Below are 25,143 nucleotides of genomic sequence, written 5' to 3' on the forward strand. Positions count from 1 at the left end.
CGCGTCCAACGCGCGACTACTTCTTTAGTTTCGCTGCAGGCCGTATTGAGCTTTTCGCGATCATTGCCGACCCGCTTGATTAGCGCCTCGGCCTGAGGCCGTACTTCCTGCCTCCGGCCCTTCCATCCTCCGATTTGCGCGCACAGCTCACTGGCAATAATCAAGAGCAGGAACGTGCTCTCAAATGCCGCCCCAGCAATATCCGCTTTCTGCCATCGGCTTTAGAAACCCGACATTCCGGTTCCGGTCCCCTGTGGGTACGGTTTGATCTTCTCGTCGAACCCCATGTTACGATTGATGATTACTCGACGGGCCCCATTGACGCCAAGTACCTCGCCCAGAGCAGCTCCGATGCCAGTTTCAAGAAGTGCAAAATGGCCCATAAATGCGCCGACCAGAGTGAATGCTCTCGTATCCGGGTCTATTTCGAGCAGCGCGGACTTGGTCAGCATTAGACAGCCTAACGGGTCCTTCCCAACATAGCCATGGGCACCGGCCTGCTACTCACGCAGCCCCCTCTCCTCCTTGGCAGCAGCCTCGAAAGCCTGACGGACCTCTTCCGGAGTCACACGGTCCTGAAAGGGGTCGGCGCACAGTTGCACAGCCTTCCTCCACTTAGGTCCCATCTTGGTCCACTTCATGAGTTCCTCGGCGGCACCCTCGACGTTGTTGCACCCGTAGGTGACCCCAGGTCGGTCGGTCTTGACGTACACCGGAGGGGAGAACCAATGGGTTGCCACGACAACTCCTACTCAGGGGAGAGATACACGTTGGCCTCCTTAGCGGCAGCCTCAAAGGCCTTTCGTATTATGTGGGGGTCAATCGAATCGCCCTCCAAGGCTGACAGGCAGAGGGTCACCGCCTTATGCCAGCGAGGCCCTCGCCGGGTCCACATCTTGAGCTGCTCAAGGGCTTCCTTCGCATTGTTGCAGCCATGCCTGACACCGGTTTCAGTCTTCACGAACACCGGAGGGACGAACCAGATGGGCGCCATGATACCTCCTACTCAGGGGAGAGATACACGTTGGCCTCCTTGGCAGCCGCCTCAAAGGCTTCACGGACCTCATGGGGGGAGGCTCTGCCCTCGAACGCATCGACGCAGGATTGGACCGCCTTGGTCCACTTGGGGCCGTTTGTGTCCCACGCCATGAGTCCCTCGGCGGCTCCCTCGACGTGGCTGACCCCATTGCGAATGCCCGGACGTTTCGTCTTCACGTAGACCGGTGGAGAGAACCAGAGAGGACCCATAAGGGGGAACTTAGAGCGGCAAGAGCCCGCCGACCAACCCCGCTTTAGCCGCAGCTAAGGAACGATGTAGGCCCTCGCGGGTTTAGAGGTGGCAGCGGGATTCTTCGTGGATGTGCAGCCGCTGTGGGGGGTCCGTCGCCTCTCCCTCACCGGCGGCGGGCTCCTTTCGCGAAGGCGGTGTTGGTAATAGACACCTAGAACCTTATACCGCATCCAATTTAGCTAAGTTCTCATTGGGGGAGTAATGTCCCCTCCTCTTTTGCAGCAGCCAGGAATGCCTTACGAGCCTCCTCAGCTTCCATCTCGTCGAAAATCACAGCAATGCAAACGCGCACCGCGAGGTCCCAGCAAGGGCCACGCTTGGTCCACTTCATCAGCTCCTCGCCGGCAGTCTCGGCGTTGTTGACGTTGTGGATGATCCCGGGACGCTCGGTCTTGACGGGGACCGGAGGGTTGAACCAGTGGAGAGCCATGAATGGACCCCAGGCGGCTAGCGGGTTTCGTCTCTACTAACCGGCTCAGCGATGAGGACGATTACCGTTTGTTAGGCATGTCTGAGTCCGTGACGGGATGTTTCCAAAGGTTCATCGACGGTTATCTAAGCGGTCGGTACGAAGCCGGTATGCATCATCTTCCGGTGGGTGTCGCCCTGGTCATTTCGCTTGTTGTCGGTCTACTCGTTGCGACGATCGCGTAAAAGGACCAGTCGGAAATCTGCGGCATCCGATGGTTATTTGTCCTCGGCGAGAGCGTTAATGTGAGGACTGTCACGCCAAGGCCGGAATATTGAGAATGAATGACAGCATACGGGCGCGCGCCCATTGCGAGGTCACCGAAGTCGGCCGACAGCTACTCCCGGGCGTCGAAAGCCACGCAGAGGCCCATGGCAGTTGCTGCCTCGACGATTGCCTCGGTTAGTTCTTCGTCGGAGGCCACCAAATAAGGCGCAGTCTCCCGAGCTTCGCGTAATGCCGCTTTGATCGAGACCGTGTCGCGACGGTCCGCCCTGTTGAGGAGGCGGTTATTCGCGAAGATCGAACCCGACGAACAGGCCAAAGGCTGGGGCAACATTGACAATAAGCTCCACCATCTCGCAGTCAGTTTCCGCCAGATGTGGCCGGTCTCGGCGCACCGCTGCAATAGTCTCTTTGACGGAGATGATTTGGCCGCGACGGGCTTGTAGGATCAGCTCGTGAACAAGGTGTTTGGCAGTCACTTTGTCGGGTCGGCAGTTCGTCCAAACGTTCATACAAGGCCTCCCACCTCAGCGAGAACCCAAGAGAACATTCATGATCCTCTGTCGAGAAAAATCAAGAAGAATGTTTGATAACTTCTGCGTGGGAATCAGGGGGACAAGCCACGAAGCGAGCCTCTATACTCTTTGAGCTGACGCTCAGCCAGCCGGCTAGGGAGCTTCTTCCGTCGGGCCCTGTTTGGCCCGATCAATAGCCGCAAGTAATGACTGTAGGGTTGGCGGCAGTTCTGGTTCGACCTCCAGATTTAAGAACGTTTGTACGTGATGACGATAGCCTTCGGAACGGATCAGTTTCCGAAACGCTTCGGAGACAGACTGATGGTCTGCTTTGTTGCTCGTTGTCATGTTCGGGAAGTCCGTCCCAATCAGCCGCAACTCGCCCGCAACGAATGGGTTCCATCAGGAGGTCGGAATATTTGGTAGAAATTTCTGAGCGGGAGATCGGATAACTGGCTCGCGCGAAGACCCCCCGTGCCCCCTTCGTTTGCCGCAGCATTAACCTCGCTCTTTGAACTGAAATTCGTGTCTATCTAGCGTCGGCGTTGCACATCGTGAACGTTGGAATGCTTCTGTCCAATGTTTGCTCACGCTGTGATGCCAACGGGCAGGCTCTTGCGGCAGGGTGCCGCAAGGCGAATGAAACGCCGGCCCAGTTCAACCCGCGCGACGTCCTTCAAAGCTGGGGGGATCGATCTTCACCAAGCGGTCTGCGGCCTCGACCGCAGTTCGTATCCTGCTGCACAGCGCGAGATTTTCCGCCAGCATTTCTTCAGTGCGTTGAAGCGCGAGCTCGGTCCGGTGGATGCGCTGCCTGGCATTGGCAACTTCCGATGTCAAAAGATCGGCCGCCATCCCGTGGCCGTGGGGTTCCATAGTGTCCATGGGTTTCTAATACATGGGGGGCGATATCGTTCCCTGATGTCGGGCGAAACGGCGGGCCGCAGAAAAGCGCGACGGGCCGAATGACCAATGCGCGCCGTGTCAAAACAGCGCCGGCAACAGGCGAACGGCTTCGGCCGCTCTAGATCCCACGGGCAGAGGCGATCACGGTCCAGAGGGCCATTGATCTGTTCAGGTACGACTACAACGTAAGCGAAGACACACTCAGGCGGCTGGTGATCAAGCACCGTCTTCACAACCAGACAATGCCCGGTGCTCCGTGGAGAATAAGCGCTCCCGGTTTGGCTATGGCGCTCGCCGGCGATGATGACGCGCTTGCGCGGTTGAGGCGGGACGATCGCGAGCATCCGGACGTAACCCGGTATTTCAAGCGGCTCGGCATCCCGCGACCCTGACCTGTTATCAAAAGTTATGGTCGCGGCGACTGTCTAGAATAGACATTAAGTAGATGTCGCGGCCCGACAGGGCTCCACACAAGAGCGAACCGTTGCTGCCTTGCGCATCGCCCTCTAGGCCGCCGGCGTCGAGTTCATCCCGGAGAACGGCAGCCGCGCCGGCGTGAGGCTCCGCAAACCTTAGGCCGTAGACTCGTTACTGCGCAGCCACACACCTGCTTTTCGCCATCGGACGAAGCGGTTGCAACAGGTGGTGCACGGGCCATAGCGCTGAGGCAGGTCGCGCCATGGAGCACCGGAGCGCAGCACCCAGAAGATGCCGTTCAGCACGCGCCGATCATCAACACGTGGCACACCTCTTGGCTTGTTGGATAGACGCTTTATTCCATTGCTGACCATTGTCCAAAAGCGCTGTTAACCAAATTTTCTCACCCGCCAATGCTTATTCGCGCGACTGAAGGGGTGAGGTGATCGATGTGTGATTCAAACATAAGCGCGTTTCCGCTGCATCGGCGGCGGAAGTTGGTCGAAGGGATCGCCCGGGTCCTGGAATCCAAGAACGGGAAGGACGCGAACGCCTTCTGGCGCAACACCGCCAAGGCAATTCTCGTTCAACTGTCCGAATCAGGAATTGCACCCGGGGTCGCCGAACAGGAAGTTGGAACGCTTCTTCATGCTGTCTTGGGCGATATCGCCACCCGCAGTGCTGCGAAACTTGCACAATAGCATCGGCTCACGATGAAGGATTGCCGCATACGCCCCGGGCTCCACAAGCGTAGCACCACTGCATCCGTCAAACGCAGGTTTCTCACTGCGGATGAAAAGATAGGCGCGTTCGTCGAAATCATGCGCGCGAATGTGCTCTCGGGCGAGATACGGCTCCGCCTCGCCTGTCCGGCAGTCATCGACCAAATCGAGGTAGGCGATGCGGAAACCCGCATTCACGGAAGGCCGACGGACCTTTTCCACGAGCTGAACCCGCAAAACCAATGAGCCGCCGTTGAGTTCCAGACTGCCTTTTTATGCGACTTTCGAAGCACGAAGCATGAACATCGAGTATGGTTCGCGTCATTCTCGCACTGAGATGCCTATAAGGGTCCGAGGTCTTTCCGCCCGGTTCTGTCTTGATGACACCGCTGTGTGTAAAAGGAGAACCTGGTATCACTTGCGCGGCCTGAATGTTCATCTAGTGGTAGGATACGGCGCAAGGGGCAACGGCGGCTAATGTCTATCCGTGTAAATATCGCTAACCAGGTACGGCAGACCACCGTACTGCAGTGGCGCCCATTGCTGCCATTGTTCGAAGCAGTCATGAACTCGTTTCAGGCAATCAAGGAAGCGAAACTGCCGACGGGTACGCCCGGACGCATGACGGTCGAGGTCGTTCGCGACGGCCGTCAACTCGACCTGGAAGTTCCGCCGATCAGCGGGTTCAAAGTCATTGATAACGGCATCGGTCTCGACGATGCCAACTACGACTCTTTTAATACTGCGTTCTCGCCACACAAACTGAGTCGAGGCGGCAAGGGCTTGGGTCGCTTCACCTGGCTCAAGGCCTTTGCATTTGCGCGCATCGAAAGCACGTTCAAGGATGACGACGGCGCATTGCTCACTCGAGCTTTCACCTTTGACGAGAACTACGATGTAGACGACCTGCGCGGCCTCCCCAAATCTGTCACGCGACATGCGACAGGCACAACAATCGAGCTTGTGGAACTAAGGCCGGAATATCACGGGCAGTGCCCCCGCACCTCGGAAGTGCTTATCCAGAAACTCATCGAACACTTCATCCTTGTACTGATGGACGAGGAGTGTCCGGCAGTTCAGGTTAACGACCTTGGGCTCAAGCATAACCTCAAAGAAATTTTTGAAAGAGACTATAAGGCCACGGCTTCGGCTTATCCCTTCGAAGTCGGTGGATACTCATTCACTTTACATGGTTTCCGACTTCCCACCTCACGGGCGACCAAGCACAAGCTTGTCTACGCTGCGGATCAACGGTCAGTCCTCAGCGACCGCCTAGCAGACCATCTTCCAAATCTGACATCCCGGCTTGAGGACTACGACGGCAAGGCGTTTTTCTACCTTGGCATCGTCCAGAGCCCTTACCTCACCGAACACGTCAACACCAATCGTACCGATTTCGAGTTCGGCAATCCTGATGATGCCGAGCTTGAACTTCCCCTCTCGGATCACAAGCTCATTCCAAAAACGGATATACGCGCTTCGGCACTAGCGTTCGTGGAGGACGATCTGAAGGATGTCATCGAGACCATCAACTCTGTCAAGCTCGATAGGATTCGTCGGTACGTGCAAGAAGAGGCGCCACAATATCGGATGCTTCTCAAGCACGCCGGCAGCTTCTTAAACAAGATCACTCCGACACCGTCTCGGTCTGAGATGGAAGGCATACTCCACCGGGAACTGTTCTTGCGGGAGACTGAACTCAAGAAAGACAGCACTCGCATCATTCGCGAGGCGAGCAAGATCACCGATTACGAGTCATACCACAAGGAGTTCACCGAATTCCTGGACCGGTACAATGAGCTTGGAGTGTCAGCCTTAGCCCAGTACGTTCAGCACAGACGGATCATCCTTGATTTCCTCGAACGCGCAGTCAAGTTGCCTGAGGACAAGAAGAACTACCCGCTCGAAAAGGTCGTGCATCAGCTCGTATTTCCAATGCAGCATAGCTCTGAAGATATCCCCTCCAGCGAGCAGAATCTCTGGATGATCGACGAGCGCCTCACATTCCATTCGTTCATTTCGTCCGATAAGCGAAACAACGCGCTGTCAGTCGTAGATTCGAAGGATAAGCAGAGAGGCGACATCGTCATCTTTGATGAAAAAATTATTTTCAGCGGTGAGCGGCCCGACGACGAGCATCCGCTGAACTCAATCATTGTGATTGAGTTCAAGCAACCGGGGCGCAACAAGTATGCGGGTGATGAGAACCCCGTTCTTCAGGCCGCAAAAGTGATCAACGCGATCCGCGGCGGTAAGTACCTACATAAGGGTCGAGCGATCCCAATCGCGAACGCAGATATTCCGGCCACGATTTTCGTGGTGGCAGACTTAACGCCAAAACTCAGGCAAGTTCTCACTGACTTCAATGCCACAATGACGCCGGACAAGCAGGGATTCTACGGCTATCACGCCAATCACAGGGTCTACTACGAGGTTATGGACTACACGAAGATGCTCAGCGACGCCAAAAAGCGTAATCGTATTTTCTTCGACAAGCTCAATCTAGTCGATAATCGATAGAGCCATGACGGGTTCAATCGCCCGTTCTGACGATGCATCTTCAGCCGGCACATCGGCTTCAGTCGAGTTCACGCGCGAAGCTGCCAATGGGTACCGAAATGTCCTATGTTCATGTGCAATAGCTGACAAAATTGGCCAGCGTGCACGCCGTAATTGTCAGCTCAAAACCACGTCGATAAAGCCCTTTCCTTCCCTAATCCGCTCGAAGTCAGTGCGTAATGGCTGAGCTTTATCCAGCCATTCCCTCTCATAGGTCTCAAAGTCCGCGGGATCCTTCGGTTTGAAGTGTTCGAGATCAGGCTTGTAAATTCGGGTATCGCCAACCCGCCGAGCAATTTCCGTCATTAACAGGCCGCGCGGAATCGTGCGGTATTTCCCTCGTTCGGTCGACACGACCGCTGTCGCTTTCGACTGCTGGCCGGCCGCCGGTACCGGCAGGATTGCATCCAGGATCGCAGTCGCTTCGCTGGGCTTTCCTTTGCCCATGTCCCAGGGTGTGCTGTTTTCACTGCCATGATGGCCGATCTTGAGGAAGTCGACTGTTTTGCCGAGCAGATCTCGGCGCTCGTTCCACATCACGTTCCATGAGCCATTCATCTTGCCCTCTTTGAAGTCGCCGTGCCATTCGGCGTCCCCGATAAACAGCAGGCGCTTCTTGTTCCATTCGATCAGCAGAACGATGCTGGAATTGTTTTTCAAAGTGCCATCCAGTTCCGCGAATGCCAAAGCGTTCGACTGCATGCGGGCACGAAGGGCGCGAAAAGAGGCCGGGCTGATATTGCGGGGCAAAGGCGGCTCTTGCGCTTTTGCAGTGGCATCAAACTCTTTTTCCGCGTCGAACGCGGCCGCTCCCAGCACGCCCTTCAATGTTCGCTGAGCGGTCGCGCCGAGATAATAACGATCGAAATCAGCCTCCGGGCCAAGGATGTTGATTTTCGCTTTATGGAGTTCAATGCCATGTGTTTCGTTGGTTTCGCCGGCATGCACATAGGTCGGCTCTCCGCCATCGAGCAGCGTCTTGCGCAAGGTCTGCATGGCGCCTTTGTTGTCAATCTGGAAAACTGACAAGAGCTCGCTTGCGCGAGGGCTCAGACTCGGCCCAAGCGCGGCAAGCCCCCGCATGGCCTGCTCAGCGACCCCTCTAATTTTTCGGGTCTTTCCCGCCTGCGGATGTTTGGGATCCATGGCGCAGTTCATCCAAACCGCGCCGACCTTCATGTTCTCGAATAGCTTGGGATCGAAGCCCGCTATGTGATCCTTGTGCTCGTGCGTGACAACGACAAGATCGAGCCGCTTTTTTCCGTCCTGTGCGTCTGGCAACTCGCTCTCGACCTGTTTCATCGCTGCGGCAAGAAGCTTCCCTTCGCTCCAGGTGCCGCAGTCGATCAGCATATGGAATGCATCTTCCTTCTTGTCGGTTTTGCCGGGGATGCGAACATAGATGCAGTCGCCCAGACCGACATCATAAAGGCGGATCAGGAGCTCATTTGCCATCTAAGCGCTCCCAGGCTGGAATCATCGGCATCGTAAACATGAAAGTGCGGCGAGAGCTCAAACCGAACTGAGCCGTCAACTTCGCGCGCGATCAGTGGCGGTGTAAGGCTTCCAACAAGACCTTCGGGGCCGGCAAGTTCTTCACCAACCATCCCCTCCTCGATGCGTCTGGCAAGTGCATCGAGATACTCCTGCCTGCGCTGCTTGCCAGCCTCGAGTTCAGCCAAGGCCACCTGCTCGGTGCCAAAGAGTTTTTTGCGCGATTTTATCTTCTCCATCGCCACGCTTGCGGTGGCAAAGGGTTCGCTGCCTGGCTTGCGCGCCCAATAAAGCAGGCTGCCATTGACGTCGAAGACCATCGTCCCGCCACAGAGCAGGCTGGTCGTCTTGCCACTAAAGGAGCCAAACTGCGTGCCCGCTAACGCCAAGTTCTCGCGCCACAGATATTGGAGGATGATCTGTTTGGGCTGGAAGAGGCCTGGACCGACCATCTTCTCGGAGGTGAAGACCTCATCGACCATGATGTCGACATGGTCGGGAATGAAGAGCTTGTCGCGGTTGTCATCGAGATAGCGATAGGCCGCTGCACGCGAACTCCCGATAAGCTCCGGGTCGTGCGAAATTGTTCCTGGCATCCGATCGTACAAGGGCGCGCGCACCAGTAGGTCGGTTCTCTCCTCTGCGGTCATGATCTCGCGGTGGACGAAAATGTCCGCGATCATCTCGCGATAGTTCGTGGGATCAGTTGGGTTTGCGATCGCGAGGTTGCGCAAGACAGCGCGCGCGTAGTCGTTGAACGTAACCTCGACTGGCGGCAAAAGATCAAGCGCCTGGATGGCAATTATCTGCATCTGAGCGACCGCATATTGTAGCGATTGAGCCGGAGTGTGTGTCTCCCCGTCGCTGCGCTCTCGTTTGAGATATTGCTCGGTCAAGGCAACGAAGATGTCGAACATCGCTCCGGTCATCACCTCCGAGAGCGCGTGAGGTTCGATCTCATCCTTGTATTCGCCCAGAAAATGCTCGTTACCCGCACTACGAAGGTATGGTTGTCCTGACACGGCGTTGCCGAACTCTGTGGCGACAGATGCGATGAGTTCGTCACCGGATTTCGTCTTCAAGTGGCCCTTGGTCCTGGCCGCAAGCTCCTTACGGAACGAATTGTTCCGCAGCGTCATCAAGATTGCGGTCAAGTCCCCCAGGAATTCGTGAAAGGCACCTGTCTGTGGTGAGACCGCTTCCAGAAGATAAGGCCGAATGCCATCCAGCAGTGCATGACCAAACTCGTGATTGACGATATCGCTGGACAAGCAGGTGTGAATACGCTGACCGTTGTCGTCGTCAAAATAGTAGAACTGGAGCGATTTGCTCTGGCGATCATAATAGGCATTTGCGCCGTAACCGGCATTTGGCGTGACCAGAAGCCGATTGCCTTCGAACGCCCAAGAGATGCGCCGGCCGAGGCCGCTTGGGCTCTCGAAGAAATCAAGTGTGCTTTGCAGAATTGCCCAAGTGCTGACCTGGCGGAAGTGAGCGGTTTCTTTTAACGCTCGATCGATCCTACGCCCCTTCGGATCGAGAAAAACCTTCTCGCCGACGCTCCATTTGGCCGGTTCTTCCAACGTATTTCTGGTGCTGTCGTAATCGACAATAGCGAACCTCGCACTTGTGGGGCCGTCGCCAATGCGTGGCTCCCAAGGCACATAAAAATCGTCATCGATTTCCAGGCCGGGATTATTCTTCGCGACAAGGGGGTCCTTGTAATATGTGTCGAAGCGGACCTTGAGGCCGAGCTTCTTCTGCGTCACCCCATCCAGGAACCGTCGAGAGGCGTAGACGTCTCGCGTCTCAGCAGGTGACAGGGCCACCGCGACAGCCTTTTCACCCTTCTTAACGGGACTGCTCTTTTTCGCCATCTGCATCCCCCTGCAATCGTGAACTTGGAGACGTTACGACTCTCTACCCTAACTGCCGGCTTCTTTTGCCAGGCGATCTTTCATAAGGTCACCATAAGGCTCAACATCGAACGCCGTTGGAAAATTCTCTGGCTTATATCCCAAGATGGCTGCCTTCCGATCCAGAACCGACTGATGAACAAACGGCCGCGGCTCCTGTTTCTCGATCATGCGAGGCTCGGCCTGCGGAAGATAGAAACCGAGGGCGGATTTTCGCTTCCATTCACGCAATTTGACCGATTTTGGAATCCACTCGAGCGGCTTCCAGCCCCACGTCACTGAATCGTGCACGGCCCCAAGTGGATTCGGGCCCACGAAGTTCATCTTCCCCTCGCCCTCCCCTGTTCCGAAGACGAGGCGCTCCCGCATCCGAGAGTTGATCTGCAGTCCAAACGCCGTGGCTTCATCAATCATCCAGTCGAGCGGAAACTTAGAGATAGCGCCGTCCTCTTCAGGATAGCCACCACCAACATCCGAATGACACCCGGCGAACCAGACTTGCCTGATATCTTGCTCTTTTGCTGGCGCAGTTTTGTCGAAAGGATCTTCGACAAACGGCTGTGGTTCGACCCACCGGTTCAGCCGGAACATGCGACGATGCTCATCGATCGCAATCGCGTGGCGAAAGACCTCGACGCTCGGGTTGGTCCTTGTATGTGGCAGTGTCTGGAGCTGGGGCAGAAGTCGGTCCCTTCGCGGCACGATGACCGACGCAACCGTATCCCAGACACCAAGAAATTTGATACGAGCGTCTCGGGCTCCAGAGACTTTGGAGAAGTGCCAGGCGACGTTTAGGTCGTTCTCGTCGCTGGCCTGCTTATAGGAGCTTACAGCATATCGAACGATGTTAAGCTGATCCGGCTGCAGCAGGCCGATCATGTGGATCAGGCCCCCAACGGCGCGGACTGTGTAGGCACCGCGGCTGAAGCCAAAGAGGAAAATTGCGTCCCCTTCGACGTAGTGCCGGCAGATGAATGCGTAGGCGCCCGCGATTTCAGCGTCGAGCCCATATCCCGTGGCCAGTTCAAACACCGATTTGGTGTTTTGCCGCCAACGGGCCCATGCGTTGCTGGCGCCGATCGTGCCTACGCCAGCGTCGTAATAGACGCGCTGTTCCTCATTCTTCTTCAGGATGCGGAACAGTTTCAAAACGTTCGAGAGATTGCGCTCGATCTGGTTGCCCGTACCGTCGCAGCAGACGACAATGTTTTTCCCCACCTTGTTTTACGCTCCCGCACTGATGTATCTAGACTAAACTGGACGACTTCGAACTTCTTTCATCTAGCACGGTTTTTCGAGTCGGGCCCTCCCCGAAGCAGTCTAAACTCCGTTTGGGGCTCGCATTTCCTGCGAATACAGGCCTCAGGTCGGAAGCATATCGCGAATAGAAGTGCGATAATTGTTGCGCTCCTTTAGAATTCTGTAATCCGAATCACTGCGTGCAAGTTATTTCCTGGACAGCAACACCGGCATGAACATCCAAAAGGCGATCTCTAGCCTCCTCAATCCATCGAAGTTAGGCGCGCATGTCGCCTGCGCCGTCGCGCACGACGCGCCATGCGAGGGCGACGGGCCACGGACTGCACTACTTCATGTGCGTTTCAACGAAGACGAGCCGCAGATCGATGCCCTTGCGGAGTTTCTGTGGGGCCAGTGCATGTACTATGCCCTGCCGCGAAAGCGGCGGCTCGAGTACACGGCGGCGATCGAGAAGGATTTCACATTGATCGCCCGGGTGCATCAGGCCGTGCGGGACGTCTTCATCACCTTCAACGCCACCAGCCCGTCGCGCGCTAGCGAACTGGGCGAGGTGCTCGCCTATTGCGTCGTTCAGCATCATCTTTCAGCGGCACAGGTCGCGGCAAAGATGGCGCTCAAAACCTCCGCTAATATGCCGGTCCACGGCCTAGACGGGATCCACGCAACTTTTGAAGGCGACGCCCTGACAATCTTTTTCCTGGAATCGAAGCTCGCCGGGAGCGCCAACGCCGGCCTTAAGGACTATGCCAAATCCGCCGCGGGATTTCTCGCCAACCGGAAACAGTACCTTCGCGAATATGAGTTAGTATCGGACCTTGGGCATTTGGACTCTCTGGAGGGCGCGGCCCGAGAAGCGGCGCTCGATTTCTTCGACATCGTCGGCAAACCCGATCTACCGAGACGCGAACGTTCTGTCGGAGTGATCTGCTATTCCGAACGCCGGTTCAATGCCAAATTGCCCGTCTCCGATGGTCCCGTGGACGCGCACGAGGAGCATTTCGCGGGCCTCTACCGAACAGATCACAAACGGCATCGCAGCGCGGCGAATAAGCATATCAAGGCATCAGGAGCTGACACCGCGAAGACCCTTTTGTTCCTTGTGGCGGTTCCGGACGTCAATGTGCTTCGCAAAGCCTTTTACCGGGCGATGGGAGTGGAGCCTCCTCACGAAGATATTCCAGCCGCGTCTGAAGATGAGGAGGAGAACGCACCCGGGTCGGCGGAGGATCTCGACGTCGTCGCGCCGGTCGAGAGCACCGACGCATGACCTTCGCCCTGGACCTTTCCCGTCGGCTTGAGACCCACCAGGCCTTCCGATCCGACTTCGACCGTCTTCAGGCGGAAGCCGCCTTTGCCACACTTCCCCACACGATAGAGTCGCGCCGTGGCGGGATGGATCGGCAGGATGTACTACGCCTGATGTACTGCGCCGGGGTGTTCGCCCAGACCGACGACGAGACCCTGCGGGCGCTTGCCCAGGCGATCTCGTTGGGCGCCCTTCTTATCGGTCGCGACGACATTCCAGTGGACGCCAGCCTTCGCCTTTTGACCGATCTAGGCAATTTCCCCGCCCTAACGTACGCGGAAGCCCGGCATGAGCCAGTCGCCACAATTCGGCAGGCCCTACGGGCGGCGATCTCACGCGAGGTAAATGGCATCGACGTCGGCAGCGAGCGAATTGCCCTTACCGATTTCCAGAAACGTGCTTGGGATCGGCTTGGCCAGGATACGGCGCTGGCTATTTCCGCGCCGACATCGGCCGGTAAGTCCTTTCTAGTCATCGAGCACCTTTGCAGGACCGCAGAACGGTCCGCCATCTTCCGGGCGGTCTATGTCGCGCCCACACGTGCGCTTCTCTCGGAAGTCTATGCCTCGATCCAGCGCCGGCTAAACGATGAAGTCGGCATTCGCGTTTCGACGGTGCCAACGATCGACCCTGCGGCCCCCGAGCGTCAAATATTCGTTCTGACCCAGGAAAGATTGCAAGTTCTGCTGGCGGTCTCAACTATAGATTTCGACTTGGTGATCGTCGATGAGGCGCAGAATTTTTCGGACGGCGCCCGGGGAATGATCCTGCAGGAATGCCTCGAACAGGCAATTGCCCGACGGGCTGACACTCGTCTGGTCCTGTTGGCGCCGGGTGCGGAAGGTTTCGAAACCGTCGCCGATTCCATCGGCCTGAAGGGACTGAAAGCATCTGTTTCGCTTCTGCCGTCCGTCATACAGAACCGCATCCTCGTGAGCCGGGCGGCCGAGCCGAGGACCCTCAGTCTGCGACTCCTAACCGCTCTTGGCTCGACATCGTTAGGCGTGGTTCAGAGCCATCGAGGGTTTGACCACCCCGCCAGCCGTCTCGCAGCGGTCGCGCTGGAGCTCGGACGCACAGGCGGTTCTCTGGTGTATGCGACGGGACCCAAGGACGCCGAAACAGTCGCACTACAGCTACACCAAGATTGCCGAGATAGCGGCGATAAGGTGCTCGAAGATTTGGCGCAGTTCATTGAAAAGCACATCCATCCCCGATATGCTCTCGCCGCCTTGGTCCGGCGTGGCGTAGCCTTTCACTACGGTAAGATGCCCACGCTGCTGCGGGAGTCTATTGAGAGTGCCTTCAAGTCCGGCGCGCTGAAATTCCTTGCTTGTACCACGACCCTTTTTCAAGGCGTAAACCTTCCCGCCCGCAACGTTTTCATCGACACGCCTACGCGGGGGACTAACTCGCGGCTGGATCCGGCAGCTCTATGGAATTTTGCGGGACGCGCAGGTCGGATGAAGGCCGACATCGTTGGAAATGTTTTTCTCGTTGACTACGACGAGTGGCCGGATAAGCCGATGAACAGCTTCGTCGGCTACCGGATCGAACCTGCATTCGGAAAGGCCGCCGCCGACCATGGATCCGCCATACTACAAGCTCTGGCCGGCGAACTGCCAAGGATGGTACCTGGCGATGAGGTGGCGGGGAAGGTTCGCGCCGCTGCGGGCCTGCTCATAGCAAGAGCCGCCAGAGGCGACGTGGCTCTTTTTGCGTCACGATCCCTGTCCTCGTTCGCGGCAAAAGATCGCGACGCCCTAGTCGTCGCGGCCCAAGCTGCGAGCGATGGGATCGGCCTGCCCGCGACGCTGCTGTCCACAAACTGGACCGTAGATCCTTTCGGGTTGAAACGCCTGTTCAATGAATTGGTCAGCAAGATCGTAGCCGGCGAAATCGACGGATTGATCCCAGTCAACCCGCACGACTATCTACCGGCGCGTAAAGCGTATGAGTCGATTTTCATGCGTGCACAGAGGCTGGTGAATCTGTCCGCCAGCAGGTTCCCCGCATTGGTCGCCGGCGTCGCGGTCAAATGGATGCAGGGCACGCCCTACCCCGTTCTTCTTGCCGACGCTATCCGGCGCGAAGAGCGAACCCTTGCGAAAAAGATCAAGGCCTATGAGGATGAAATTGCATCGAATGCGAAGTCACGCAAACGTCGGCCGAAACCGATCGACATCAATGATGTGATCCGTAAGGAGTTCGACCTCATTGAGGACGTCATCCGCTTCCGGTATGTGCAACTCGGAAAAGCCTACATTGATGTCCTGGCCTTGGCATTGCGGCACTGCGGATTCGAAGCGCGGATCAAAGAAATCTTTGACTTCTCACTGGCGCTTGAGCTCGGTGTATGTACGAGGTCTGGTTGGTCTTTCATGGAACTTGGACTTTCGCGGATCGCTGCCGCTGCGCTTGAGCCTCATTTCCCAAACTCCGATTTGAGCGTCCAGCACGCGCGGGACTGGTTGCGCAAACTAGACGTGACTCAACTCCAAATCAGTTCGGTGATCGTCGACGAGATGCTCAGCTTGGGGCTGATAGAATTGGAGAATTTCGCTTAGGCAGCCTTATTTGGCCAAAGGCCTTGTCAGCCCCTCATCCAACTTGCCTGGCGGTCTCATTGCAGAGGCCAGAAACGGGCGCATCGGAATTCGACGCTTACCGCCACCGGGGCCTGTCTGGGCCACCCGTCAAGAAGTGCCGGGGCGGCTCCTGTGCCTATGAGGGAAGGTGTGGCTTAAGGCTTAAGGTTGGCAGTCACCCGGGGAATGATGCGATTCATACGGGCCAGTATGGCAAGCGCGTCAAGCATGGCGGTATGCTCGGATACGTATTTGATGGCAACTTCGCTTCGGCATTCGCTGCGATCACGGCTGCAATCGGAACGCGTCTCGCGGACCTAGACATGGATGCGCCGGGCGAGATGAAGCAATCTTCCAATCGGCCGTATGACAGCAATTGCCGAGAGACCTATCACAGGAGAGGTGAACTGCGCCCGTTGATCTTACACCACCAAGTCGTTCCAGTCGGACGGTAGAGAAGCGCCACGCTCCGACCTCGCCGTTGCGGCCGTCAGAAGCCGAAGTGTTCGCTCGATCTCCGATCGCCGGGTGGCACGTGAGCTAACTGATCTGGTCAGCCGTCGCGGGAAGCCGGACATGATCGAAAAGGGAACTGTTTGGATCAAGCTGGCAATACCTCTGCAAATTCCCCACCGCAGAACCCGACATGGGCTGCAAGTGCTCGGAGCAGAACGGGCCGCCAGTGATTGAGGTGAAACTCTCGGCTCTCCACATCTGCCTGTGCAAGAAGATAGCTGCGGACACCCTCAGCGCCAGCACTATCAAACAGGATTCTAACTGCGGTCGCCTGACTGGTCAGATAGATATTGATCTCCCGCGCATAGCGTTCGTTGAGTTTCAGGCGCTGCAAGACAAATGAGAGGCGCGAGCTAACTAGCGCTTCGATTGGAGCGGCTGGATCAATGTCAAACGTAGCAACCAGGCCGCCCCCTTCAATTGTGACGCCGGCTCGCAAGAATGACGTATCCGGAACCGCTTCGAAATAGGGGTGAAAGAACTGCTGGGCAGGCTCTAGGGCAGCCGATTTGCTCTTCGACTGATTACACTCTTGGCAAAGGGGCACCAAATTGCGAGGATAAACAGCCAACGGATGGTAATCTGACCGCGGAAGATGGTGATCCAGTTGGCGCGGCGGTGCAATTCCACATATCGGGCACAGCTCAATTCCTGCCATTAGCGACGCTCGAACCGACGCTAACTTGCCACCCGCTTGGGTGAAGTCATACCCGCTATAGATCGCGTCGCGAAACTGCTGAAGAAGCGCGCCGCCCTTTAGGATTTCCGCGGGGCCCCCCAAACCCGCGTCATAAGCGTCGTAGATGGCAATCACGCTGTCGATCTCAGCTTGGGTCGCAGCATAGCCTTTCGCAATACCGGCGTGAACGTAGGTCTCGATAGCGCGCACGAGGTAGGCTTGCGCCTCCTCGCGAGAAGGACATGGCAGGGTTCTCACTGGCGAGCCTTCCGGGCGAGGCCCGCAAGCACGTATGCGAGCGCCTGCCCGCTAAGGCCCGGCCGAAAATGCTGGTTCACGTCCTCGATTGTATTGTGTGCCTGAATGAGTAGATCAAGAATCCCATGAAAGTCTGTCGCGGCAGAAGTCAGACCGAAGGTATCGTGGGTTAAGGTTCCCACGTTCTCGCCGAATGTCTCTCGTGGCGGGATAAAGACCTCAAATTCCGATCCGATCCGCCTTATGACCCTCACGTGCAGTGCCAACGTCTCCTGGAGGATCACCGGTGAATGCGTTGCCACGATTGCGAACGCGTTCTTTTCTTCCAGTACCAATCTCAAGGCGTGCATGACCGCTGCAATGAGCGGGGGATGAAGGTGTGTCTCAGGCTCGTCGAAGAGCACGAGGGATTTTCTCGTCGTATGTGCCACCAGCGAGGCGATCGCATGCATCGTGATTTTGTGGCCTGTGCTCCATCCGAGAAAGCTTGAACGGGGATTGGCACCAAGCAGAGCCTGTCGATCCGTCCCGGCAACATCGGCAAACGAGGCGTCGGCGAGCACCAGCGCAAGAGCAGCATCGAACAGCGCATCATCTCCATGCTCCGCGATCTGCCCGATTAGGCGAACAAACTCGTCAGCGAGCTGCTCGAGCGACTTCAGTTTCGTACTCGATCGTCGATCCTCGATGTCCAGGACAGTTCTTTCATCCACGTCCGTCGGCTTGGCCCGTGCGGATGACAATTGCTCTCGCACTTCGGCAACGACGTCGCGAAGGCCGGCGTAGACGTAGCGACCGCCTCCCCTCTCCATGTCCGATGCGATCTGCTCGAGCTCAGTCTCATACAACCCGGGCACGGAGAAGTTCTCGAACGCGCTGTACGAAACCGCGATAATGCGCATGAAGCCAATTGACGGTGGATCGAACACGCCGACGGCGGTCAACTGAGGCCACGTTCTGTCCGATGGCGACGCAAACGCGACCCGTGCGATGCGCGATAGGAAGGTGCTCTTGCCCGATCCGTTGCGTCCAATCAGCACCATCACTCGCCGTGGGAGCAAGACCTTGCGCTTGCTGGGGCCAAGTTCGCGTGTCGGGCCGAAATAAAACAGTGGGCTCGGCGCATCGAAATAGAGCTGGATCGGCGCCGCCCATCCGGCCGGATGGAATGTGAACGACAGATGGAGGTCTGGAACCTCGCTGGCATTGCGAGAGTGAATCTGTCTAGCATCGGAAAGGAAGCCCTCGGGTTCCGGATTGTCGCGGAACAGAGATATTCGCCAGCCTTCCTCCTGGCTGAATAGCGGCTCTAGTTGCGAGTTGGCAACGACGTCGTTCAACGAGCCCAGAATCTCATCTCGGTCCTCCCCAGCAATCTCATTGAGCCGCTGGTAATAGTCGAGTGAGCTGCCAACAGAGCCGAAGTCAGGCGGAAGGCGGTCGAATGGTTCGGTGATCAGGATGCCGTCTTGCGTGGTTTGGCCTCGCCGTAGAATCTTGACCGGCCCGATCAAAGTAGGAGGGCTTCCCTCGACCTGATAGTAGAGGTGATACAGCGTCATGAAGGAAAAATCGTTCCATCTGTCCTGCTGCAGCGCGAACTTTGTTGCAAAACTCTGCACGCCCTGGCGGCTCGGGGGCAAGACGCTAATGGCCATGGGCAGCCTCACTTGCGGGCGGTCCGCCGTGCTGGCTTAGCTGGCTCCCCCTATCCAGGAAGCCATCAAGGAGTTGTTCGCGGTTCACCATCGGATCCGACGATACGGCGCCAATAAGCCCGCACACCACCTTGCGAGCGAGTTCTCTGGCACTTCGTCTATCGTTCCCGGATATGTCCGCCATCGGCCTCCCGTGTAGGAAATCGCTCCTAAGCCCGAAAAGCTTGGAATAGGCGTTCCCAAACGAACCATCGTTGAGCAGTCCGGAAATGCGAAGCGTGGCCCGGCGCGTCGCGCCGGGATTCTTTCCTTCGATCTTTTTTCGGGCGCGTGGGTCATGGTCCAAAGGCAAGCCGAGCGCCGCCTCGATCGTTGAAATATGGGCAAGAAACTCGTCGATGGCTTCTGATTGAAATCCACGGACAAAGAAGTGCGCAACAGGACGGTCGAACAACGTCGTCCGGCGCGCCGCTACAATGTCACTCCACGCGTCGTCGGTCAGCCAGGTAATTGCGCTGTCGCTGTCATCATTTAGCGGATAGGCGACCGGCGCTTCATATTCATGCTCGTCGCCATTGACATCGAACTGCCATGCAGGCTCCCAGCTCAGGCTGTCTGGAGAAGGTGGCGGAACCCGACGAGCAAACACGTCAGAGTCGACGGTGTAGACCCAAGGAACTCTAAAACCACGCCATTCCATGTCCTTGTATTCAGCGATCTGCTCCCAGGGGATTGTGAGGAGTCCAAAAAGCGCAGCTTCGACAGATGAAGGGAGGCTAGTTTTGTGCGGTTCGATTCGTCCAAAATCCTGGCTAAGATTCACGAACAGGCCGGGCAGTGTTCTCCCGTCGGGACCCATGTCGTCGTGGGAAACCTTCTCGTCGACGACGAGCCAATTGAACTCGGAGAAGCGTTTGCTATCGAACGACCAGTTCTGGTTCGCCCGATGAAGACGCAAAACGTCGAAAAGCTCCTCAAGCTCCGTCGCCGAAAAGCACCGCACCTGATTTGGACCGAAGGAGATCGTCGGAAGGCGCGATGCCAGATCGAGCGGGCACAGGTGCAGTCGCCTCGGTGCCGTGCTCCGGATGGCTTTGTCGAGGCCATCCGATATTTCGGCCGCACTCGCTGCCAACCCAGAACCCTGGCCACCGACGAGACAGGCCAAGCCGAGCTGCCGCAATGCTGAGGCAAGCGAAAGTCGCAGCATGGAGCCAGATCTAATCTGGGGGTATCGAGTTTGACATAACTCCGCAAAACGCAGAAACGCCGGAGTGTTCTGCAGGTGATTAACGTCAGTCGCCGGCGCCCGACCCAGCTGTTCCAGTTCGTGGAGAATATCGACAGGAGGGCCGACCGTGACGTTCATGATGTCTGCGGTCCCGGCGGAGCTCGATAGAGAATGATCCGTCCGGTCGGCAGAATCTGGGTAAGGAAATCAAAATCGCGGACGTTGCCGGTCAGCACGCCCGCCCCCAACTGACGCGCCTGCAGGAATACGAGGGCGTCATTTACGAAGCGGCGCTCGTGCCCCTCCCCCTTGGGCAGATTGCTCAGCCGGCAGAGCAAGCCAGCCAACACACCGGCCTGTCCCCACATCGCTGCATCCGGGTCATGAAGACGGTGGTCCGGAATGTCCTCCACCGTGGCTTTGATTGTCTCGAGGACAGCTTTTGTGGAGGCATGCTTTGGGTCGAGCCGGCCAAAGGCGTGGGTCAGCTCAGAAAGGCAGACCGCGGAATGGTGGCATCGGCGATAGGTAAGCAGCGTATCGACTTCAACCGGTGCTCGTCCTTGCAGGACATCCAGATAGACGCACGTATCCAGAAACACTGGTCCCCCGATCGCGGGTTCGTTTGCAACCCATGGGAGATCATCATCGGCCCTACGCTCCAGCGTTCCGGTGTACTTTTGCGGCTTGAGCGATCGGAGGGCCTCGGAAAGATCAAAACCCAAGATCTATGTCCGCCGGGATGCTGCCCTTGCGTCCGACCAAGCCGGCGCCAAAGTCATCTTCGAGAGCCAGGCGCGACAGCGCCAATTCCAACAGCTCCGTGTCCGAGGTGACATGAGCGCGCTTCTTGGCCGCCTCGATCAACTCCGAAGGCACTCGCCCCGAAAGACGGGTATTCTTCGCCGCGCCGAGCAGTCCGGCGGCTTTCGCTTGCTCGAGTACAAGCTTATTGCGGGTCGATGCGACCTTTGCTTCGCTTTCTGAAGCGGTCCGTGTTTGCGCGGCCATCGGAACCTCCTGTGTTCAACAGAATATAGATTGCGTTGAACGCATAAGCAAGGCTTAGTAGCCGCTGGCCTTCGGGACGTAGGCACCTGAAGCACACTTACCATAGTGATCGATTGGGGGATCGATGGATTCTATGCAAGCCGAAATTGCACGCTTCCTTGCGGAAAAAGCGGTGCGGCAAACGCGTGCGACATATCAGCAGGTGGGGGACGCCGTCGGTTGGAACCATCCGACAGGTCGCGGTCTGGGCAAGAATCTGGAGGTCGTCCTGCACGCTTTGCATGATCGCGGACTGCCGCCGCTCACGACGATTCTAGTCAAGCGCGGCGAGAGGCATCCGGAGCCTGACGCCATGGCGTATATCCGCGGAGCCTTGGGCGATATCGACATCGATGCCGCACAACGTGAGGTCTTCGCCTTCGACTGGCGATCGATTCCAGACCTGGCTCCTGACGTCGACAGACTTCCGAGCGGCCGTGATATTTGGCTGACCTCTTTTTGGGGGTTTGACCCCGCGAGTTGGGGCTGCATCGGCTTTGCCGACGAGGCCAAGCGCAACCGCTATCTGAGATTATCCACTCCCAATGCATTGGTGGCGATCTACGTCACCAAGGGCAAGGGGCCCGAGGAGATGCGGGGCAAGGTCGTGGGCCTCCTCGAGGTTTCCCACAACGCCGGCCATGCCAGTCAGTTCATCGCCGGCGACCGCTGGGCCGAGAAGGAAATGGACCCTGCCTCGAGAGGCAAATGGCTGTTCGCCGTGCAGGCAACCCGCGCATGGCGGATCGTCCAGGAGGATTGGAAACCTGTCGAGCAGTTGTTTCCAGCCGCGTATGCGAGCGCGCACGCCGAATACATCGGATCTAGTGGTGTCCAGGTTGACCCAGTTGAAGCCGAGCATCTCATGCAACTCGATGTCTATGAGGTGCCCGTCTATGGCCAAGGGAGCCGCGTCAACGGCACAATCCAGACGCTCGAGTCCGCTTTGTCGCCAAGTCGCGCGATCCCACCCGCGACCGAACCGTACTGGGTTGGCGAAACCGATGGCCCCAAGCATCTCTACATATTGGAGCTCAGCGGCGATACATCGGCCTATCTCGGGCGTTCACCCGCCGACGTTGATGGCCGCGCCATCATTAAGGTCGGTTTCTCCCGCAGCCCCGCGGCCCGTCGCGACCAGATCCAAAGTGCATACCCACAGGGGCAATTCAAGTGGGTGATAAAGTACCCTCATCCCGTCCCAGATGCCGCACCGTATTCTAACGCCAAGACGGCGATCGTAGGCGAGGATGCAATGAAGCGGCGCCTCGTGACCGAGGGGGCTGAGGTGCTGGGTGGAGAGTTCTTTCTTGCCGAAGACTGGCTCGTCCACAACACGTGGAGAGCTGGCAAATTTGCGGCAGAAAAGGCCATGGAGAGCTGACTAAGCTTCAAGTGTTGGCTTTGCCCCCCCAGAAATCAGCGCTGAAATTGTTCAGGTGGTCACCGTCACCGAGCCTGACCTCAAACTCACCGGGGATACCCCCCCTGTCATGACCCGCCCGAAAATAGTCGCGCACTGACCAATGAGCCAGCTGCTCGAGGTGCTCCCATTCGCGTAGCAGGTCGGTCTCGCGGTCCTCCGCAAGCTTCCCTGGCGCTCGGCTTGCCCTTAGACTTGGGCTGAGCGATCGTATGATAGTCGAAACGGGGCTGGACCTTGTGTTTGAAGATGATGGAACCGGAAGTCCACTCATCCTCGATCGTTCGGCGCCACTTGTAGCTGACACGAACCTGCATGTCCTGGGTCAGACGAAACGGAGCAATCGTCGGATCGTAGATGAAGAACAACTGGCTTTCGCGTTCCTCGACCTCCAAGCGCTGCTTCATCTGACCGAATGCAAAAGTCAGATCACTGCCGGCTTTACGAATAGAATGTAGAATTCCTTCCCGCTTCTTCGCAGATTTCGCGATCCTGTATGCCGCAAGCGCTTGATCGAAGTATCGGAGCTTGGTGGCCACGTATTCTCCGCAGTTGTAGAGCGGTAGATTGCTGAGTTTTCCGAGTTGCTCTGACCTGATGGCCTGGTCAACCAGGTCGTGAAGCGCCCCGCTGTCGATGGCTCCAATAGCCTGTTTCTCGCGGTCACTGAGATTCATCAAGCCCATCTTGTCTCCCCTCAAACACAAAATCCCGCAGCGTTCATCGGACTCGAGCTATCTGGCAGCACGGTGGAGAGACGACGATCAAACCGTTGCCGCGTCAGCTAGTGAGATCGCGTTTGCAGCGTGTTCGTCCTCGGCCCGAAGACGCTGATGGGATGTTTCCTGCGTTTCCACAAAGAAGCTCTTTCCAGAAATGCCGGCGCGATCGAAGAATGCCTGATTCCGCTCTCTGGCGTCACTGAGGAGTGTGTCCCACCCGATGAGCTCGATCGACCCTTTAAAACCCGAACGGGGCTGGTAGTAGCGCCCTCTCCCGTCGGCAGTGCGGTCCCACGAATAGGTCCAGTCGTCCATTTTGCCCACGATGTCGGCAACTATGAAGCAATAGAAAACCGTGTCCTCCTTCAGCTTTATGGGGCGCCCCTTGACGTCAAGCTTCCCCCCTTCAAGCAGCCGGCGCACATAGCGCTCGACCTGATGCTGGGGGTTCTCGTCCGCGGCATAGCTGGTTCGTCCCGGGCGCTTGAACTCAACGAGCAGCACGCGCGAGGGATCCTCGGTCTGGCGCAGGCCGTGTACGTGATCGAAAATCAGAACATCCGGCCGCTCGTCGCTGGCGACTGCATCAGAGAGATTCTGGAATTCCTCATCCGAGCTGAAATACTGGGCGAAGGTCAATCGCTCATCGATGATCCAGAGGTCGTGCGACGCCGCCGGCACTACCTTTCTGGCGCCATCGGCTAGGGTGTTGACCCGCAGAGGACAGATGAACGAGTGCAAAATGTCTTCGCGCTGATAGCTGCTGTCACGCGTATCGTCGCGGACCTTCTCCAGCAGGATCTCGATGAAATCGAGCACGACCTTTCGGCGAACGATGTACTCGGTGAGACGACAAAAGGCCCAACACCGTTTCAACCATCGAGCGCCCGCTTTCGTCGCTCTCGTGGAATTTTGCCCAGCGCGGCCAGCCGCTGGACCGCAAGGACCGGCATATCGCCACGGTGATGGCTGGCGTTCGCAACACCCACGCCTCCCCTCCCCGGCAGAAGGAAGCGATCCTGCCCGAGGATCTGATCGCCATGCTCGAGACCCTCGACCGCGGCACGCTGCGTGGTCTGCGCGACCGCGCCATGCTGCTTTTGGGTTTCGCCGGCGGCCTTCGCCGATCCGAAATCGTCGGCCTCGACATTGGTCGCGACCAGACCGAGGATTCTTCTGGCTGGATTGAGTTTTTTCCTGACAAGGGCGTGCTGGTGACCCTGCGCGGCAAAACCGGTTGGCGCGAGGTCGAGGTCGGCCGCGGCTCCTCCGACGCCACCTGCCCGGTGGTCGCGCTGCAAACCTGGCTGAAGCTGGCGCGGATCGGCCATGGCCCTTTGTTCCGAAGGGTAATAGGGCAAGACAAAAGAGTCGGCGCCGATCGGCTTAACGACCAGGAGGTCGCACGCCTGGTCAAGCGCACGGCGCTCGCAGCCGGCGTGCGTGGCGATCTGTCGGAGGGCGAACGCGGTCAAAAGTTTGCTGGCCATTCGCTGCGCGCCGGCCTCGCGTCCTCGGCCGAGGTCGACGAACGCTATGTGCAAAAGCAGCTCGGTCACGCCTCGGCCGAGATGACGCGAAAGTATCAGCGCCGGCGCGATCGTTTCCGCGTCAATCTCACCAAGGCGTCCGGGCTCTGAAAAGCCCCCCTCCCTGCCCCGTTTTGTCCGCTGGGATGAGGCGGTCAGATCTCAGGCGATAACAATACCTCATCGAGCACAGCGAGCGCTGTATCCAGACTATCGGCGGCCGACGCTTCGTAGTCAGGCATGATCATCAACTGCGTTATGGCACGGCCCACAAGAGGGCATCGCGATAAAAGTACGCCAAACAACGCTAAGGGAGAACAAACGGTGATCTGATTTCGTTCGACGCTCGTTTTCGAGAGCCGTTCTGGGTCGTTCGCAATCAACTGTGTAGGCCAGCGGAGCGAGCAAG

24 protein-coding genes and 2 pseudogenes are annotated in these 25,143 nt (G+C 57.6%); 6 read left to right on the forward strand and 20 right to left on the reverse strand.

The annotated features are described in order from the left end of the window. Positions 1-221: 221 nt before the first annotated feature. The 8 genes and pseudogenes from NKH90_RS17700 to NKH90_RS17735 all read right to left on the reverse strand — a co-directional run. Positions 222-452, reverse strand: coding sequence for a hypothetical protein (locus NKH90_RS17700; protein WP_352508314.1), 231 nt, complete (start codon positions 450-452; stop codon positions 222-224). A 48-nt stretch (positions 453-500) separates the two neighbouring features. Further along, positions 501-740 (reverse strand): DUF982 domain-containing protein, encoded by a 240-nt coding sequence (locus NKH90_RS17705; RefSeq protein ID WP_352508313.1) that lies wholly within the window; start codon positions 738-740, stop codon positions 501-503. Between the two features lie 8 nt (positions 741-748). Then, the gene (locus NKH90_RS17710) at positions 749-994 is read right to left on the reverse strand and encodes a DUF982 domain-containing protein (protein WP_352473718.1); all 246 of its coding nucleotides are present in this window, start codon (positions 992-994) and stop codon (positions 749-751) included. Positions 995-1,002: 8 nt separating this feature from the next. After that, on the reverse strand, positions 1,003-1,248 hold the full coding sequence (locus tag NKH90_RS17715; protein ID WP_352820197.1) for a DUF982 domain-containing protein: 246 nt from the start codon (positions 1,246-1,248) through the stop codon (positions 1,003-1,005). Between the two features lie 230 nt (positions 1,249-1,478). Then, entirely contained in the window at positions 1,479-1,721 is a 243-nt protein-coding gene (locus NKH90_RS17720; RefSeq protein ID WP_352820198.1) for a DUF982 domain-containing protein, read from the reverse strand. Positions 1,722-2,269: 548 nt separating this feature from the next. Next, positions 2,270-2,497 carry a hypothetical protein gene (locus NKH90_RS17725; RefSeq protein WP_352508310.1) on the reverse strand — a complete coding sequence of 76 codons (228 nt, stop codon included), beginning with the start codon at positions 2,495-2,497 and terminating at the stop codon, positions 2,270-2,272. A gap of 660 nt (positions 2,498-3,157) precedes the next feature. Then, a complete protein-coding gene (locus NKH90_RS17730; protein WP_023722969.1) occupies positions 3,158-3,355 on the reverse strand; it encodes a hypothetical protein in 198 nt (65 codons plus the stop codon). Positions 3,356-3,999: 644 nt separating this feature from the next. Further along, positions 4,000-4,197: pseudogene (locus tag NKH90_RS17735) on the reverse strand (transposase); the annotation flags it as partial. Positions 4,198-4,272: 75 nt separating this feature from the next. On the opposite strand from NKH90_RS17735, the gene NKH90_RS17740 reads away from it, so the two are divergent. After that, positions 4,273-4,524: a DUF6074 family protein gene (locus tag NKH90_RS17740; RefSeq protein ID WP_352457909.1), complete on the forward strand. Its 252-nt coding sequence runs from the start codon at positions 4,273-4,275 to the stop codon at positions 4,522-4,524. Here NKH90_RS17740 and NKH90_RS17745 read toward each other — a convergent pair. Beyond that, the gene (locus tag NKH90_RS17745; RefSeq protein WP_352820214.1) at positions 4,423-4,767 is read right to left on the reverse strand and encodes a hypothetical protein; all 345 of its coding nucleotides are present in this window, start codon (positions 4,765-4,767) and stop codon (positions 4,423-4,425) included. The two genes, NKH90_RS17740 and NKH90_RS17745, sit on opposite strands and share 102 nt — an antisense overlap. Before the next feature lie 342 nt (positions 4,768-5,109). Here NKH90_RS17745 and NKH90_RS17750 point away from each other — a divergent pair, with 342 nt between their 5' ends. Next, on the forward strand, positions 5,110-7,065 hold the full coding sequence (locus NKH90_RS17750; protein WP_352619027.1) for a hypothetical protein: 1,956 nt from the start codon (positions 5,110-5,112) through the stop codon (positions 7,063-7,065). A gap of 156 nt (positions 7,066-7,221) precedes the next feature. Here NKH90_RS17750 and NKH90_RS17755 read toward each other — a convergent pair whose 3' ends face one another. Genes NKH90_RS17755 through NKH90_RS17765 form a run of 3 tightly spaced genes read right to left on the reverse strand, consistent with a single transcriptional unit; the run spans position 7,222 to position 11,732 of the window. After that, positions 7,222-8,559, reverse strand: coding sequence for an MBL fold metallo-hydrolase (locus tag NKH90_RS17755; protein ID WP_352820199.1), 1,338 nt, complete (start codon positions 8,557-8,559; stop codon positions 7,222-7,224). After that, positions 8,541-10,475, reverse strand: coding sequence for a gluzincin family metallopeptidase (locus tag NKH90_RS17760; protein WP_352619023.1), 1,935 nt, complete (start codon positions 10,473-10,475; stop codon positions 8,541-8,543). The genes NKH90_RS17755 and NKH90_RS17760 overlap by 19 nt, the downstream gene beginning before the upstream one ends. Positions 10,476-10,523: 48 nt before the next feature. Then, complete coding sequence (locus tag NKH90_RS17765; RefSeq protein WP_352508305.1) at positions 10,524-11,732, reverse strand: T6SS phospholipase effector Tle1-like catalytic domain-containing protein; 1,209 nt, start codon at positions 11,730-11,732, stop codon at positions 10,524-10,526. 253 nt (positions 11,733-11,985) lie between these two features. On the opposite strand from NKH90_RS17765, the gene NKH90_RS17770 reads away from it, so the two are divergent. Both NKH90_RS17770 and NKH90_RS17775 read left to right on the forward strand, forming a co-directional pair. Then, positions 11,986-13,041 (forward strand): HamA C-terminal domain-containing protein, encoded by a 1,056-nt coding sequence (locus NKH90_RS17770; protein WP_352508304.1) that lies wholly within the window; start codon positions 11,986-11,988, stop codon positions 13,039-13,041. Further along, the gene (locus NKH90_RS17775; RefSeq protein WP_352516198.1) at positions 13,038-15,647 is read left to right on the forward strand and encodes a DEAD/DEAH box helicase; all 2,610 of its coding nucleotides are present in this window, start codon (positions 13,038-13,040) and stop codon (positions 15,645-15,647) included. The genes NKH90_RS17770 and NKH90_RS17775 overlap by 4 nt, the downstream gene beginning before the upstream one ends. A 622-nt stretch (positions 15,648-16,269) precedes the next feature. Here NKH90_RS17775 and NKH90_RS17780 read toward each other — a convergent pair. Genes NKH90_RS17780 through NKH90_RS17800 form a run of 5 tightly spaced genes read right to left on the reverse strand, consistent with a single transcriptional unit; the run spans position 16,270 to position 21,021 of the window. After that, complete coding sequence (locus NKH90_RS17780; protein WP_352508301.1) at positions 16,270-17,121, reverse strand: HNH endonuclease; 852 nt, start codon at positions 17,119-17,121, stop codon at positions 16,270-16,272. Continuing rightward, on the reverse strand, positions 17,118-18,779 hold the full coding sequence (locus NKH90_RS17785) for an AAA family ATPase (RefSeq protein WP_352508300.1): 1,662 nt from the start codon (positions 18,777-18,779) through the stop codon (positions 17,118-17,120). Before NKH90_RS17785 ends, NKH90_RS17780 begins: the two co-directional genes overlap by 4 nt. Continuing rightward, positions 18,769-20,148, reverse strand: coding sequence for a hypothetical protein (locus tag NKH90_RS17790; protein WP_352820200.1), 1,380 nt, complete (start codon positions 20,146-20,148; stop codon positions 18,769-18,771). Before NKH90_RS17790 ends, NKH90_RS17785 begins: the two co-directional genes overlap by 11 nt. Next, on the reverse strand, positions 20,145-20,735 hold the full coding sequence (locus NKH90_RS17795; RefSeq protein WP_352508298.1) for a type II toxin-antitoxin system VapC family toxin: 591 nt from the start codon (positions 20,733-20,735) through the stop codon (positions 20,145-20,147). The genes NKH90_RS17790 and NKH90_RS17795 overlap by 4 nt, the downstream gene beginning before the upstream one ends. Further along, complete coding sequence (locus tag NKH90_RS17800; RefSeq protein ID WP_352508297.1) at positions 20,725-21,021, reverse strand: hypothetical protein; 297 nt, start codon at positions 21,019-21,021, stop codon at positions 20,725-20,727. The genes NKH90_RS17795 and NKH90_RS17800 overlap by 11 nt, the downstream gene beginning before the upstream one ends. Before the next feature lie 124 nt (positions 21,022-21,145). Between NKH90_RS17800 and NKH90_RS17805 the strand changes: the two genes are divergently transcribed. Next, entirely contained in the window at positions 21,146-22,444 is a 1,299-nt protein-coding gene (locus tag NKH90_RS17805; RefSeq protein WP_352820202.1) for a hypothetical protein, read from the forward strand. Between the two features lie 107 nt (positions 22,445-22,551). Here the strand turns inward: NKH90_RS17805 and NKH90_RS17810 are convergent, their stop codons facing one another. Together NKH90_RS17810 and NKH90_RS17815 are read right to left on the reverse strand one after the other, a co-directional pair. Continuing rightward, a complete protein-coding gene (locus tag NKH90_RS17810) occupies positions 22,552-23,169 on the reverse strand; it encodes a hypothetical protein (RefSeq protein ID WP_352516200.1) in 618 nt (205 codons plus the stop codon). A 78-nt stretch (positions 23,170-23,247) separates the two neighbouring features. Further along, positions 23,248-24,024, reverse strand: coding sequence for a hypothetical protein (locus NKH90_RS17815; protein WP_352820204.1), 777 nt, complete (start codon positions 24,022-24,024; stop codon positions 23,248-23,250). Between the two features lie 32 nt (positions 24,025-24,056). On the opposite strand from NKH90_RS17815, the pseudogene NKH90_RS17820 reads away from it, so the two are divergent. After that, a pseudogene (locus tag NKH90_RS17820) lies at positions 24,057-24,845 on the forward strand (site-specific integrase); the annotation flags it as partial. 44 nt (positions 24,846-24,889) lie between these two features. Here NKH90_RS17820 and NKH90_RS17825 read toward each other — a convergent pair. Beyond that, on the reverse strand, positions 24,890-25,143 hold a 254-nt coding region (locus tag NKH90_RS17825; RefSeq protein ID WP_352820205.1), incomplete at its 5' end, for a hypothetical protein.

This window comes from Mesorhizobium sp. M0898, assembly GCF_040319695.1.
Lineage (GTDB): Bacteria > Pseudomonadota > Alphaproteobacteria > Rhizobiales > Rhizobiaceae > Mesorhizobium.